The sequence below is a fragment of the Streptomyces sp. NPDC055966 genome (assembly GCF_042269865.1).
Lineage (GTDB): Bacteria > Actinomycetota > Actinomycetes > Streptomycetales > Streptomycetaceae > Streptomyces.
The window spans coordinates 55,821-68,670 of sequence record NZ_JBHJYK010000013.1; the positions used below are offsets into that span (position 1 = coordinate 55,821).

General features: G+C 69.5%; 10 protein-coding genes and 5 pseudogenes. 8 read left to right on the forward strand and 7 right to left on the reverse strand.

The window, feature by feature from the left end:
- Positions 1-3: 3 nt before the first annotated feature.
- Both ACFC8N_RS26455 and ACFC8N_RS26460 read left to right on the forward strand, forming a co-directional pair.
- Positions 4-1,605: a glycoside hydrolase family 13 protein gene (locus tag ACFC8N_RS26455; RefSeq protein WP_376290347.1), complete on the forward strand. Its 1,602-nt coding sequence runs from the start codon at positions 4-6 to the stop codon at positions 1,603-1,605.
- Positions 1,606-1,714: 109 nt separating this feature from the next.
- Positions 1,715-2,360 (forward strand): annotated as a pseudogene (locus ACFC8N_RS26460) (mycodextranase); the annotation flags it as partial.
- Between the two features lies 1 nt (position 2,361).
- Here the strand turns inward: ACFC8N_RS26460 and ACFC8N_RS26465 are convergent.
- Positions 2,362-2,946, reverse strand: a pseudogene (locus ACFC8N_RS26465) (alpha/beta hydrolase); the annotation flags it as partial.
- Between the two features lie 5 nt (positions 2,947-2,951).
- Between ACFC8N_RS26465 and ACFC8N_RS26470 the strand changes: the two are divergent.
- The 3 genes and pseudogenes from ACFC8N_RS26470 to ACFC8N_RS26480 all read left to right on the forward strand — a co-directional run.
- Positions 2,952-3,297: pseudogene (locus ACFC8N_RS26470) on the forward strand (thiamine pyrophosphate-dependent enzyme); the annotation flags it as partial.
- A 99-nt stretch (positions 3,298-3,396) separates the two neighbouring features.
- Complete coding sequence (locus ACFC8N_RS26475; RefSeq protein WP_376290669.1) at positions 3,397-4,239, forward strand: RNA polymerase sigma factor SigF; 843 nt, start codon at positions 3,397-3,399, stop codon at positions 4,237-4,239.
- Positions 4,240-4,503: 264 nt separating this feature from the next.
- Positions 4,504-4,869: pseudogene (locus tag ACFC8N_RS26480) on the forward strand (PP2C family protein-serine/threonine phosphatase); the annotation flags it as partial.
- A gap of 339 nt (positions 4,870-5,208) precedes the next feature.
- Here ACFC8N_RS26480 and ACFC8N_RS26485 read toward each other — a convergent pair.
- Positions 5,209-5,661 (reverse strand): nuclear transport factor 2 family protein, encoded by a 453-nt coding sequence (locus ACFC8N_RS26485; RefSeq protein WP_376290350.1) that lies wholly within the window; start codon positions 5,659-5,661, stop codon positions 5,209-5,211.
- Positions 5,658-6,506 (reverse strand): NmrA family NAD(P)-binding protein, encoded by an 849-nt coding sequence (locus ACFC8N_RS26490; RefSeq protein ID WP_376290352.1) that lies wholly within the window; start codon positions 6,504-6,506, stop codon positions 5,658-5,660. The genes ACFC8N_RS26485 and ACFC8N_RS26490 overlap by 4 nt, the downstream gene beginning before the upstream one ends.
- A 110-nt stretch (positions 6,507-6,616) precedes the next feature.
- On the opposite strand from ACFC8N_RS26490, the gene ACFC8N_RS26495 reads away from it, so the two are divergent.
- The 3 genes and pseudogenes from ACFC8N_RS26495 (at position 6,617) to ACFC8N_RS26505 (ending at position 9,069) form a co-directional block, all read left to right on the forward strand.
- Entirely contained in the window at positions 6,617-7,555 is a 939-nt protein-coding gene (locus ACFC8N_RS26495) for a cupin domain-containing protein (RefSeq protein WP_376290355.1), read from the forward strand.
- A gap of 61 nt (positions 7,556-7,616) precedes the next feature.
- Positions 7,617-7,838: pseudogene (locus tag ACFC8N_RS26500) on the forward strand (transposase); the annotation flags it as partial.
- A gap of 376 nt (positions 7,839-8,214) precedes the next feature.
- The gene (locus ACFC8N_RS26505) at positions 8,215-9,069 is read left to right on the forward strand and encodes an NmrA/HSCARG family protein (RefSeq protein ID WP_376290358.1); all 855 of its coding nucleotides are present in this window, start codon (positions 8,215-8,217) and stop codon (positions 9,067-9,069) included.
- A gap of 163 nt (positions 9,070-9,232) precedes the next feature.
- Here the strand turns inward: ACFC8N_RS26505 and ACFC8N_RS26510 are convergent, their stop codons facing one another.
- From ACFC8N_RS26510 to ACFC8N_RS26525, 4 genes are all read right to left on the reverse strand, one after another.
- Positions 9,233-9,847, reverse strand: coding sequence for an FMN reductase (locus ACFC8N_RS26510; RefSeq protein WP_376290361.1), 615 nt, complete (start codon positions 9,845-9,847; stop codon positions 9,233-9,235).
- Positions 9,844-10,959, reverse strand: coding sequence for an LLM class flavin-dependent oxidoreductase (locus ACFC8N_RS26515; RefSeq protein ID WP_376290364.1), 1,116 nt, complete (start codon positions 10,957-10,959; stop codon positions 9,844-9,846). Before ACFC8N_RS26515 ends, ACFC8N_RS26510 begins: the two co-directional genes overlap by 4 nt.
- A gap of 162 nt (positions 10,960-11,121) precedes the next feature.
- Positions 11,122-12,036, reverse strand: coding sequence for a LysR family transcriptional regulator (locus ACFC8N_RS26520; protein WP_376290367.1), 915 nt, complete (start codon positions 12,034-12,036; stop codon positions 11,122-11,124).
- A gap of 54 nt (positions 12,037-12,090) precedes the next feature.
- Entirely contained in the window at positions 12,091-12,669 is a 579-nt protein-coding gene (locus ACFC8N_RS26525) for a DNA starvation/stationary phase protection protein (protein WP_356030787.1), read from the reverse strand.
- Between the last annotated feature and the right edge of the window lie 181 nt (positions 12,670-12,850).

The following is a 12,850-nucleotide window of genomic DNA, read 5'->3' on the forward strand; positions in this document are numbered from 1 at the left end:
ACCGTGCACCAACCCCACGAGTGGTGGCGTGGCGCCGCGATCTACCAGATCTACGTGCGCAGCTTCGCCGACGCGGACGGCGACGGGGTGGGCGACCTGGCGGGCGTCCGGTCCCGGCTGCCGTATCTCGCCGAACTCGGTGTCGACGCGCTCTGGTTCACCCCCTGGTACGCCTCACCGATGGCCGACGGCGGCTACGACGTGGCCGACTACCGGGCCATCCACCCGGCCTTCGGCAGCCTGGGGGAGGCCGAGAAGCTGATCTCCGAGGCACTCGCGTCGGGTATCCGCACCATCGTCGACATCGTTCCCAACCACGTCTCCGACCGGCACCGCTGGTTCCAGGACGCGCTCGCCGCAGGCCCCGGCTCGCCGGAGCGCGATCGGTTCTGGTTCCGTGAGGGCAGAGGCGAGCGGGGCGAACTTCCCCCCAACAACTGGACGTCGCAGTTCGGTGGCAGCGCCTGGACCCGCGTGCCGGACGGCCAGTGGTACCTGCACCGCTTCGCCTCCGCCCAGCCCGACCTGAACTGGCAGCACCCCGAGGTGCGCCGGGAGCACGAGGAGGTGCTGCGCTTCTGGTTCGACCGGGGCGCGGCCGGCGTCCGAATCGACTCCGCCGCCGAGGTCATCAAGGACCCGGCGCTTCCCGACCTGGTGGACGGCGCGGACCCACATCCCTACCTGGACCGCGACGAGATCCACGACGTGTACCGGGACTGGCGCAAGGTCGCCGAGTCCTACACCCCGCCGCGCGCCCTGATCGGCGAGGTCTGGCTGCCCGACCCCGAGCGCTTCGCCCGCTACCTGCGCCCGGACGAACTCCACACCGCCTTCAACTTCGGCTTTCTCACCTGCCCTTGGGACGCCGCGCGGCTGCGCGAGACGATCACGACCACACTGGCCGTACACACGCCCGTCGGCGCGCCCGCCACCTGGGTGCTGGCCAACCACGACGTGACCCGGACCGTCACCCGCTACGGCCGCGCCGACACCGGCTTCGACTTCGCGGCCAAGGCCCACGGCACCCCCACCGACCTCGCACTGGGCACGCGGCGCGCCCGGGCGGCAGCGCTGCTGAGCCTGGCCCTGCCCGGCTCCGTCTACCTCTACCAGGGCGAGGAACTCGGCCTGCCCGAGGTCGAGGACCTGCCGCACTCGGTCATCGAGGACCCGATGTTCCACCGCACCGCGGGAGCCGACCCCGGCCGGGACGGCTGCCGCGTGCCGCTGCCGTGGAGCGGCGACGCCCCGCCGTTCGGCTTCGGCCCCGAGGGCACTCAGCCCTGGCTGCCCCAGCCTCGGCACTGGTCGGCGATGACGGCGGAGCAGCAAGTGGCGGACCGGGACAGCACGCTGAGCCTGTACCGCACAGCGCTGCGCCTGCGCCGGAGCGAGACCGCCCTCGGCGACGGGCAGATGACCTGGCTTCCCGGCGGCCCCCAGGTCCTCTCCTTCACTCGCGACCCCGGCTTCGGCTGCGTCGTCAACCTGGGCTCGGAGCCGGCACCGCTGCCACCGCACCGGCAGGTCCTGCTGAGCAGTGCACCGCTGAAGGACGGGCAACTGCCCACCGATTCAGCGGTCTGGCTGCGCCTGCCCTGACCCGGACGCGGCACCGACCGCACCCGGGCCGTGCCGCTCATGGAAGGGGCGGCACGGCCCGCCCCTTCCCACAGCTCCCGCGAGGATCCATCGCCTTCCACCACAGCGCCAGTACGTCGAGTTCACGCTGCCGCGTGCCGCCAACGCCATCACTGTGCGCTACAGCGTCCCGGACGCCCCGACCGGCGGCGGGATCACCGCCCCGCTCGACGTCAGCGTGAACGGACGCCACCGCAGCACCATGACACCGACTTCGCAGTACGCCTGGCTGTACAACCAGTATCCGTTCACCAACGACCCCACCGCCGACCTGCTGCACCCCGACTGGTGGATCACCGAGTGCGGCTGCGTCCCAGGCGACACCACCCCGGCCCCGGTGATTCCCAAGCCGTTCCGGCCGAACCACTTCTACGACGAGCAGCGGCTGTTGCTCGGCCGTACCTATCCGGCCGGTGCACACATCCGGCTGCGCGTGCCGCAGCGCAGCGAGGCCGCGAGCACCGTGATCGACCTGATGGACTCCTGACTCCGCCGACGCGGTCGACAAGGCCATCGCCTTCGCCGCACGGGCGCACCTGAAGGTCTGCATCCCTCCGGGGACGTAGCAGGTCAACCGTCACATCATCGTCGACGACATCCCGATCGAGGGTGCCGGCAGCTGGTACACGATCATCAAGGGCCACCAGGTCACCCTCGCGGCACCGGCCCCGGACGGCTCGGTCCACACCGGCGTCGGCTTCTACGGCATGGACGCGGTCAGTTGGTGCCCAGAACGTCGCGCAGCGTGGTGATGGCCTGGGTGATGGCGGCCTCGGCGGCGTGGGTGCCGCGCAGGGCGTTGAGCATCACGAAGTCGTGGATGATGCCCTGGTAGCGCACCGCCGTGACCGGGACGCCGGCCTCGCGCAGCTTGTTGGCGTAGGCCTCGCCCTCGTCGCGCAGCACGTCGGCCTCGCCGGTGATGACCAGCGCCGGGGGCAGACCGGTCAGCTGCTCGGTGGTGGCGCGCAGTGGGGACGCAGTGATCTGGGCGCGCTCACTTTCGTCGGTCGTGTACTGGTCCCAGAACCACTGCATGGCGTCCCGGCGCAGGAAGTAGCCCTCGGCGAACTGGTGGTAGGAGCCGGCGTCGAAGCTGGCGTCGGTGACCGGGTAGAACAGCACCTGCTGCACCAGGGGGACGTCGCCGTGCTCCTTGGCCATCAGGGTCAGCGCCGCGGCCATGTTCCCGCCGACGGAGTCGCCGGCCACGGCGATGCGGGTGGCATCCAGGTTTTTCGCGGCGCCGTCGGTGACGATCCAGCGGGCGACGGCGTAGTTCTGTTCGATGGCGACCGGGTAAGGCGTACCGCCTTCCCGTCACGTCGTCGTCTTCGACAACCGCCGACCGGGCATGGTGAAACTCGAACAGGAGCAGGCCGGTCTGCCCGTTTCGGTACCGTGCTCGACAATCCCGACTTCGCAGGAGTGGCCGAACCCATGTGCATCGCCAGCACCCGCGTGACGGATCCGGGAGGGGTGGAGAGCGCCGCGCGAAGCGCCCTCCGCATTCCGGGCCCGATCCTGCTCGGCGTCCTCACCCGCCCCGACGAGATCGTCGTACCGCCCAAACCGACCGTCGAGCAGGGCCGGGGGTTCGTCGTGGCCGAGATGCAGGGAGTCCGCGGCCATAGAGAGGAGAACGGGAACTGACGGACGGTCGAGGAATGCCGGTCGGCAGCCAGGGTATGCGGGTGCTTGCCGGACGATGGACCGGTGAGGACAGGACCGATCGACTGGGAGGGGCGCACGATGCCGACGACGACCACGCAGACTGCCGAGCAGACGGTGGACGTTCCGGAGATCGCCAACCCTTCCGAGGTCGCGCCGAGGGACGCGCGGCAATTGTCGAAGCTGTTCTTCGAACAGCTGACGATGCTGGAGGAGGGCACGCCCGACTACAGCTACGCCCGCAACACGCTGATCGAGATGAACATGTCCCTCGTGCGCTACGCGGCCGGCCGGTTCCGCAGCCGTGGGCCGGAGGAGATGGAGGACATCGTCCAGGTCGGCATGATCGGACTGATCAAGGCCATCGACCGGTTCGAACTGTCCCGTGAGGTGGAGTTCACCTCCTTCGCCATCCCCTACATCGTCGGCGAGATCAAGCGGTTCTTCCGCGACACCTCCTGGGCCGTGCACGTGCCACGACGGCTTCAGGAAGCCCGCGTCCAGCTCGCCCGAGCCAACGAGGAACTGTGCACCCGACTGGGGCGGACACCGACGACCAAAGAGCTGTCCGAGCTGATGAGCCTTCCGGAGGAAGAGGTGGCTGAGGCCCAGCTGGCCTCCAATGGCTACAAGTCGGCCTCCCTGGACGCGGCGATCAACGGCAGCCAGGACGGCGAGGCCGTCCTGGCGGACTTCATCGGTGACGAGGACGAGGCACTGGAACTGGTCGACGACTTCCACGCTCTCGCACCGATGATCGCAGAACTCGACGAACGGGACCGCAAGATCATCCACTGGCGCTTCGTCGAGGAACTCACCCAGGCCCAGATCGGCGAACGCCTCGGTGTCTCCCAGATGCACGTCTCCCGCCTCATAACGCGTCTCCTGGCACGCCTGCGCGAAGGCATGCTCAGCGTGGAATGACGGCCGGACAACCGGCACTCTCGGGGCCGGTTGTCGCCGTCCTCGCACAGACGACGGGCGCAGGGCCTGCCCACGCGGAATGCTGTCGGTCGGCAGGGTCAGGGGTCCCCGCTGCGCAGGGTGGTTCGCGGGGAGGCAGTCCTTGCGCCGGACGTCGTCCGAGGTCGGCACCATGCGGTGACGACCTCGAAGGAGCGGCGGGACATACGGTCCCTTCCGCGATCGAGGTGCATGGTGTGCCGTCGCGTGACCGGCACGGCTCTCGGCAAGCGTTTCGCCTTCTTCCTCGGCGATGTGTGCGGCAAGGGAGCGCAGACAGCCGCAGTCACCTGTCTGAACCGCTGCACCCTGCGCGCCGCGGCCCTGCACGACCCCGATCACGTCTCTGGCCTGTCGACCCTGAACGAGGTGCTTCACGAGCGCTACGCCGGCCGCGGCGACCGCGCTACTGCACGGCGATCTTCGGTACGGTCGAAACCCGGCCCCGTTGCCGGTCAGATCGTCGTACACCTTCCCTCGGGGGGGCCATCCTCCGGCCGTCGTCCTGCGTGCCGACGGAACGGCCGGCTTCCTGCCGTCCGAGAGCTTCGCCACCGCCACGACCGCCCCGGCCCGGGCGACACCCTTCTCTGGTGGGGGTGACCAGGCGGTTTCGGTGGAGCCTGCCGGGCAGGTGCCGAGCGAGAGCGGCGAGGACCGTGCGCTCCGGCGAGGTCAGTCGGGGCGGCCCCGGAGCTGTCGGCGCAGTACCGCGTTCTCATGGCGCAGCGCGAATAGCTCTACGCCCCTCGCTCGGTCGGCACGGGAGAAGAGCAGGATCAGTCCGAGGAGCCCAACGAAGATCAGACAGAGCATGCGCAAGGCCATGCAGTCCGAGCCTGTCAGGACCGCATGGCCTTCGTAAAGTTCCTGGTCAACAGGTATACGTGAGTTTTGGCACCCTACAGGCCTCGACGGGTGCGCCGGCTGTTACGAGCGCCGGTCTTGCGGCCATCCCTGTGCGTCGAAGACGGCGATGGGGTCCAGGTAGTCGCGCCAGTGAGTCACCTTGCGGTCCTTGATGGTCACGACGGAGACGAAGCGGTTGTCGTACGGCCGCCCCGTCTGGACCGACATGCCGTGTACTTCGTACTCCAGGACGACCACCGAGGTCTCGGGGTCCCGGTGGACGCGGAGGTTGTCCGCGCTGTGCAGGTTCACGTAGTCGCCGTAGTCGCTGTACAGGTCGATGATCCCCTGGCGTCCCTCGACCCGCCGGGGGTACCCCGGCACGGTGATCACGTACTCGACGACCACGTCCTCGGCCAGCAGGTCGTAGTAGTCCTCCCCGTCGACCAGACCGTCCAGCCCTTCCTTGATGATGCGGAAGAACGGGCTGTTCGCCCCGACCAGGGGAGTGTTGTCGTCGACGGTCTTGCTCACTTCGCCTCCGAGGTCCAGGCGTGGGCGGTGCGCTCGGCGAACTCGCGGAAGGTGGTGGCCGGCCGGCCGGTGACCTTCTCGATGTCGCCGGTGGGCGTGGCGCCGTTGCCGGCGACGATGGCGCCGGTGAGCCAGCGCATCATCACCGCGAAGTCGGCGGGGACGCCCGCGGCGAGTGCGCCGTTGATCCACGCTTCCTGGTCGATGTCGCTGTAGGTGACGGGGCGGCCGCTCACGAAGGCGATGGTGTCCGCGATGTCCTGGAAGGTGAGGGCCTGCGGGCCGGTGAGCGAGTAGGTGGCGCCGGCGTGGGTTTCGGGTGCCAGGAGTGTCTCGGCCGCGACCGCTGCGATGTCGGCCGCATCGACGAAGGCCTCCCTGCCGCCGGCGCTCGGGGCCGTGATCACTCCGCCGATGACCGGGAGGTGGTCGTCGGCGAAGTTCTGCATCACCCATGCGGGGCGCAGGACCGTGTGGGTGATGCCGTGCCGGGAGGCCAGGTCGGCCTCGACGGCCGCGATGTCGATCGCCTCCGGCGCCTGGTCGGCGTTGTAGACGCTCAGGTAGGTGACGTGGCGCACGCCGGCCGCCTCGGCGAGGTCCAGGAAGGCGGCGACCTGGTCGGCGTAGCTGACGCGCAGGGTGGGTGTCACCAGGTAGAGGCGGTCGACGCCGGCCAGGGCGTCCGCGTGGGTGGCCGGGTCGTCCCAGTCGAACCGGACGTCGGCTCCGCTGCGCGCCGCGGTACGGGGGGTGATTCCTCGCTGGGCGAGCTGGTCGGCCAGCAGCGAACCGGTCCGGCCGGTGCCGCCCAGGATCAGTGCGGTGGGTGCTTCGTTGTTCATGACTCCATGCTCGAAGCTCTGGGCGAGACAATCCATGCGTGCTCCGCTCGACTTTTTACGTGAAACTCTCCGGCCTTGACCCTGATACTCGTGCTGGTCAAGCTGATCCCATGGATCTGCTGTCGGACCACCTGCTGCGGGCACGCGCCACCGGCGCGGTGTTCGCGCGGACGGTCGCCGAACCACCGTGGGGACTGCGGCTGAGCGGCTCGACACAGCTGTCGGTGCACACGGTCGTCCGCGGCCGGGGCTACCTCTGGCTGGACACCCCCGGCAGCGCCGTGGAGCTCATACCGGGAAGCGTCACGCTGGTACGCGGCGGACCGAACCACTACATCGGGCATGAGCCGGGCGCCGAATGCCTGGAGCCGGAGGAGTTCCGGGCACGCCACGCCCAGCTGGAGCCCGGGGACAACCCGCAGGCCACGGTGTTCCTGTGCGGCGCCTACCAGTTCTCCGGCGATGTCGGCAGCGGGCTGCTGGACGCGCTGCCCCAGGTCATGACCCTCTCGGCGGCCGACGACGATCCCCTGCGGGACGTGATCACTTTGCTGTCCCGCGAACTGGTCCGGACCGAACTCGCCCAGCAGATCGTCCTGGACCGCCTCCTGGACCTGCTTCTCGTCCTGGCCATCCGCAGCGAATTCCGCCGCAGCACGACCGCACCGCGCTGGTACCGGGCATCCGCGGACCCGCGGCTGGGCGCCGCGCTGCAAGCCATGCACGAGAACGCGGCCCACCCGTGGACGGTCCCCGAACTCTCCGCGATCAGCGGCCTGTCCCGGGCCGCCTTCGCGCGGGTGTTCCGGGAGGCACTCGGCCAGGCCCCCATGCAGTACCTGACCGAATGGCGCATGACCATCGCCCGCGACCACCTGCGCGCCGACGATCTCAGCCTGCCCCAGATCGCCGACGCCGTCGGCTACGGCTCGCCCTTCGCCTTCGCCGCCGCCTTCCGCCGCCACCACGGAGAACCGCCCGGAACCTGGCGGCAGAGGGAACGAGCAGCCGCGGAGACGCGACTGCTGACCACGCACCACGGCTCTTGAACAGCGCCATGCCCTGGCTCAAGCGTCTCGATCAAGACAGGCTGCCCGGGGCCCGGCCCGGACTGGTATGACCGTGCCGCACCGCTAACGCCCCGGGCGCCCGCTGCTGAAGGCCGGGGAACACGACAACGCCGAGCACCGCAGGGTCCGTGCCCGTGTGGAACATGTCATCGGCCGGCTGAAGAACTACAAGATCCTCCGCGACTGCCGCCGGCGCGGCGACGGTCTCCACCACGCGGTCCAGGCCGTCGCCCACATGCACAACCTCGCCCTCGCGTCATGACCAAACGACCCCGTCCACGGGCCCCGACCTGCCCAAAGACAGGCTTGTGCAACACCCTCGTGCAGGCCAGAAGCGCGCTGGTGGTCCTCGGCGAAGAGGACCGCCGACATGGTCAGGCCGTGCGGGCTGACGTACATGGTGACCTGCCACCAGTGATTGACCAGGTGGCCACATCGTCCGCGACGCCCCAGGGGAGACAATGGCCACAGCACACTCCTCCCAGGACAGGTGATCGATACCGACCACGCTGACCCCTCAGCCGAAGAAGCAGGCACGAGCAGCCGCTGTGCCCGCCTCGCCAGGACAGTGATCAAACGGTCCGGTCTCAGCAGAGGCGACGAGGCCCGGTAGGGCCGTTTCGGAAGGAGTCTTCAACATGAATGCCGACCAGCCGGTGCTGGTACTCGGAGCCACCGGGGGGCAGGGCAGTGCCGTCGTCAGCGCGATGCTGGCCCGCGGTGCGGCCGTCCGTGGCATGGTCCGCAACCTGCAATCCGCTTCGGCCCGGCGTCTGGCCGCCCGCGGCGTCGAGGTTGTCGGCGGAGATCTCGCGGACCGCGAGTCCCTGGCGTCAGCCATGCGGGGAGTGGCGGGCGTGTTTGCGATGACCACGCCCTTCGAGTCGGGGCCGGCCGCCGAGATCGCACAGGGCCGGGCCATTCTCGCCGCAGCCCACGAGGCCCGTGTGCCGCACTTGGTCTTCAGCTCCGTCGCAGGTGCCGACCAGGACACTGGCGTGCCGCACTTCGAGACCAAGGCAGTGATCGAACGGGAACTGGCCGCAGGCGAGGTGCCCTACACGATCTTGGGTCCCACCTACTTCTTCGACAACGCCCTCGGCGACGTGGATCGGATCCACCAGGGGGTGCTCGATCTGCCGCTTCCCCCGGACCGCCCGCTGCAACAACTGGCACGTCCCGACCTGGGCGAGTTCACCGCCGCCGTCTTCGCCGCACCCGGCACGTTCACCGGACGGCGCATCGAGCTCGCCGGCGACGCCCCCACGCCCGGTGACATGGCCGCCACGTTGAGCACGGTGCTCGGTCGGACCGTTCGCCACAACGAAGTGCAGCTCGACGAGATCGGCAACGACGACATGCGGGCGATGTGGGCGTTCCTGCGTGGCCACGGCTACCGCGTCGACGTGCCGGCGCTGCACGCCGCCCATCCCAATCTGCCCTGGACGTCGTTCGCCGACTGGGCTGCAAGCACCTTCTCGTCGACGCCATGACAGGCCGCCTCGCAGTTGACGATCACCGCCGCCACTGGATGCAGGCGCGCAGCCGGGGCCACCGGTCCTGATGGGCCGGATGCCGAAGCCCTCGAAGCCCTCGAAGCCGTGGAGGACGTCGGCCCTCATGTGCCGTTGACCGGCAGGGATGCCATGGGCGCGCTCAGTCGAAGCGCAGATCCGAGAGCTGCTTCATGGACCCGGTGAGGTCGTCCTCGGGCAGGGGATCGGCTGCTCTGGCCACCAGGATCGAGGCCATTTCCCGGCCCGCCCGGCGTATGCGCGCGGGCAGGCCTTCGGTGTGCGCGTCGCTGCCTGAACCCCAGTCCTCCGACGCCGCGTACACGCCGGTCGGGAGGACCACGGTCCGCAGGTAGGTGAAGAGCGGGCGCAGCGCGTGTTCCAGGACGAGAGAATGGCGGGGAGTGCCACCCGTCGCTCCGATCAGGACCGGCTTGCCCGTGAGCGCGCCCGGATCGATCAGATCGAAGAAGGCCTTGAACAGCCCGCTGTACGAGGCGCTGAACACCGGTGTCACGGTGACCAGGCCGTCGGCGCCCGTCACCGCTTCGATCGCGTCGGCCAGCTGCGGCGGGGGGAATCCGGTGACGAGGTTGTTGGCGATGGCGACAGCCAGGGGACGCAACTCGATGACATCGACGTCCGCCTTGTGGCCTTGATCGGCGAGCTCGTCGCGGACCGCGTCGGTGAGACGGTCCACCAGCAGGCGGGTGGAGGAGGGGGTGCTCAGACCCGCGGATACGGCGACGAGCTTCATGCGGCGGTCATCCCTTCCGAAGCGGCCTCCCGAGTGGCTGCCGCAGTCGCTGCGAGCAGGGACCGGTGGGTCGGCGCTTCCGGAGCGTCCGCCGGGCGTCCGACGGCGAACTCCTTGCGCAGTACTGGTACGACCTCCTCGCCGAGCATGTCGATCTGCTCCAGGACGGTCTTCAGCGGCAGCCCGGCGTGGTCCATGAGGAAGAGCTGGCGCTGGTAGTCGCCGGCGTACTCGCGGAAGGTGAGTGTCTTCTCGATGACCTGCTGCGGGGAGCCGACGGTCAGCGGGGTCTGGTCGGTGAAGTCCTCCAGGGAGGGTCCGTGTCCGTACACCGGCGCGACATCGAAGTACGGGCGGAACTCGCGTACCGCGTCCTGGGAGTTCTTCCGCATGAACACCTGGCCGCCGAGTCCGACGATCGCCTGCTCGGGCGTGCCGTGCCCGTGGTGGGCGTACCGGGTCCGGTACAGCTCGACCATGCGCTTGGTGTGGTCGGCGGGCCAGAAGATGTTGTTGTGGAAGAAGCCGTCGCCGTAGAACGCGGCCAGTTCGGCGATCTCCGGGGAGCGGATGGAGCCGTGCCAGACGAACGGCGGTACGCCGTCCAGCGGGCGCGGGGTCGAGGTGAAGCCCTGCAGCGGCGTACGGAATTTGCCCTCCCAGTCCACGACGTCCTCGCGCCACAGGCGGTGCAGCAGGGCGTAGTTCTCGATGGCGAGGTTGATGCCCTGCCGGATGTCCTGGCCGAACCAGGGGTAGACGGGCCCGGTGTTGCCGCGGCCCATCATCAGGTCGACGCGCCCGCCGGCCAGGTGCTGGAGCATCGCGTAGTCCTCGGCGATCTTCACCGGGTCGTTGGTGGTGATGAGGGTGGTGGCGGTGGAGAGGACCAGCTTGTCCGTCTTCGCCGCGATGTAGCCGAGCATGGTGGTCGGCGACGACGGCACGAACGGCGGGTTGTGGTGCTCGCCGGTGGCGAAGACGTCCAGGCCGACCTCCTCGGCCTTCTGGGCGATGGCGACCATGGCCTTGATCCGCTCGGCCTCGGTCGGGGTCCGTCCCGTGGTGGGGTCCGGCGTGACGTCGCCGACCGTGAATATCCCGAACTGCAAGGTTCCTCCGGTTATCGCGTGATTGAGTGGTTCTCGAACGGTAGGAGTTCACCGCGTGGCCGGGATGACCGTGCGTGCACGGGAAGTGGTCCCACAGCGTTCTTCTCGGGGTGCCCCGGTCATCGGGGAGGAGGTGCGGAGCCCCGAGCCGTCCCGCTGCCTTCAGGTGATGTGGCGCAGCAGCGCGGCGACCGCCGGGGGCGCCTCGCCGGGGGGCCGTACCACCATGATCTTCCAGTTCGGTGCGTGCCGGTCGAACCGGTACTGGGGCAGATCGGGGAAACGGTCCGCGATCGACTTGGGCATGATGCAGACGCCCAGGTCGCCCCGGACCAGTTCGGCCGCCGCGCCGATGTCGTTCACCTCGAACGTCGTGCTGCGATCGACGCCCGCGGCACGGAAGGCCCGGTCGACCGCGTAGCGGATGGCCCAGCCGGGTGTGAAGTCCACCAGGGGCAACTGGGCGATGTCGGCGAGCCGGACCTCGCCGTTCGGTGTCGCCCCGGCGAGCACCCGCCGGGGCGCCGCCAGCAGCACCATGTCCTCGCGGGACAGCAGCCGGGCCGCGAGCCCGCGCTGCTGCTGGCGGTCCAGCGCGACCACGGCCAGGTCCACCGTGCCGTCGCGCAGTGCCTGCCGGATGTCGGCGACGGCCGCCTGCCGCAGGTGCACGACCACGCCCGGATGCTCCGCACGCAGCGCGGCCAGGGCATGGTGGAGCCCCGCCCACACCCCCTGCATCGTGCCGACCGTCACCCGCCCACGCAGCTGCCCCTGTACGGCATCGACGGCCTCCCGCGCCAGCTCGGCGGCCCGGAGCGTCGCGCGTGCGGCGGGGACGAACGCCTCGCCGGCCGGGGTGAGGGCGACGCGGTGTGTGGTGCGGTCGAACAACGGGGTGCCCAACTCGCGTTCGAGGGCGCGGACCGTGCTGGACACGGCGGACTGGACCACGTGCAGCCGCCGTGCCGCCGCCGTGAAACCGCCCGCGTCGGCCACCGCGACGACGACCTCCATCTGCCGCAGATCCATCATCCGCTCCCGGTCCAGCAGCGCCGGCTTCGATCTTGGCTGCATCGTATGCGGACGGCAGGGCTCACATCGGCGGGGACAGTGGGCGTAGGCCGACGGTCAGGCACGCACCAGCGGTGTGTCGACCAGATGCTCGGCCAGGAACCAGGCGTGCCGTTCGCCGGTCCGGATCACCTGGGAGACCAGCAGGTCGATGGTGCCGTCGTCACCGCACTCGGCGGTCCGGGCGGTGGCGTCGTGCGCGTCGATGAGGATGGTCTCGTGGGCCTCCAGCAGCCGGGACAGCATGGCCGGCACCTCCTCCACCCCGTCCGGGGGCCGCGGGATCGACGTGATCTCGGCGACGTGCCGCGGATCTCCCACCGCCACGCCACCCAGCGACTGGACGCGTTCGGCGATGGTGTCGATGATCTCCAGCTGTTCACCCGCGTGCTTGTCCAGGACCAGGTGCAGTTGGTAGAAGGTGGCGCCGCGCATCAGCCAGTGGTGCTTCTTGTAGAGGCCGTAGAGGATCTGCGTGTCCGCGAGGACCTTGTTCAGGCGCTGGCAGGAGTACATCCGCGCCTCGTAGGACAGGGCGACCGGGAACTGCTTGACGGTTCCGAACTCCTGGATCACCTCGCCCTTCTGGTGCAGCCAGGGCTGGCTGCTGTGGGGGGATGGGAGATTGGTGGTCATGGTCCGCCTCCTGCGGTGCCGTGGTGTTCGTACTCCGGTGACGCTAGGTGCCTTGTTGAGGCGTGGCTTGACCCGCAGTGCATGCGGTGCTGCCTGTCTGCGCACTGAGTCCGGTGTGCGTGCCGGGCGTTCACTCTCGGACAAGCTTCCGTGCGCCGGCGGACTCGGGCGGTTCTCCGGC

Excerpts from the sequence above, each read along its gene's own strand:
- ACFC8N_RS26475 (WP_376290669.1), top strand. The coding sequence starts at position 3,397 with ATGCCGACGACGACCACGCAGACTGCCGAGCAGACGGTGGACGTTCCG.
- ACFC8N_RS26490 (WP_376290352.1), bottom strand. The coding sequence starts at position 6,506 with ATGAACAACGAAGCACCCACCGCACTGATCCTGGGCGGCACCGGCCGG.
- ACFC8N_RS26495 (WP_376290355.1), top strand. The coding sequence starts at position 6,617 with ATGGATCTGCTGTCGGACCACCTGCTGCGGGCACGCGCCACCGGCGCG.
- ACFC8N_RS26505 (WP_376290358.1), top strand. The coding sequence starts at position 8,215 with ATGAATGCCGACCAGCCGGTGCTGGTACTCGGAGCCACCGGGGGGCAG.
- ACFC8N_RS26510 (WP_376290361.1), bottom strand. The coding sequence starts at position 9,847 with ATGAAGCTCGTCGCCGTATCCGCGGGTCTGAGCACCCCCTCCTCCACC.
- ACFC8N_RS26520 (WP_376290367.1), bottom strand. The coding sequence starts at position 12,036 with ATGCAGCCAAGATCGAAGCCGGCGCTGCTGGACCGGGAGCGGATGATG.
- ACFC8N_RS26525 (WP_356030787.1), bottom strand. The coding sequence starts at position 12,669 with ATGACCACCAATCTCCCATCCCCCCACAGCAGCCAGCCCTGGCTGCAC.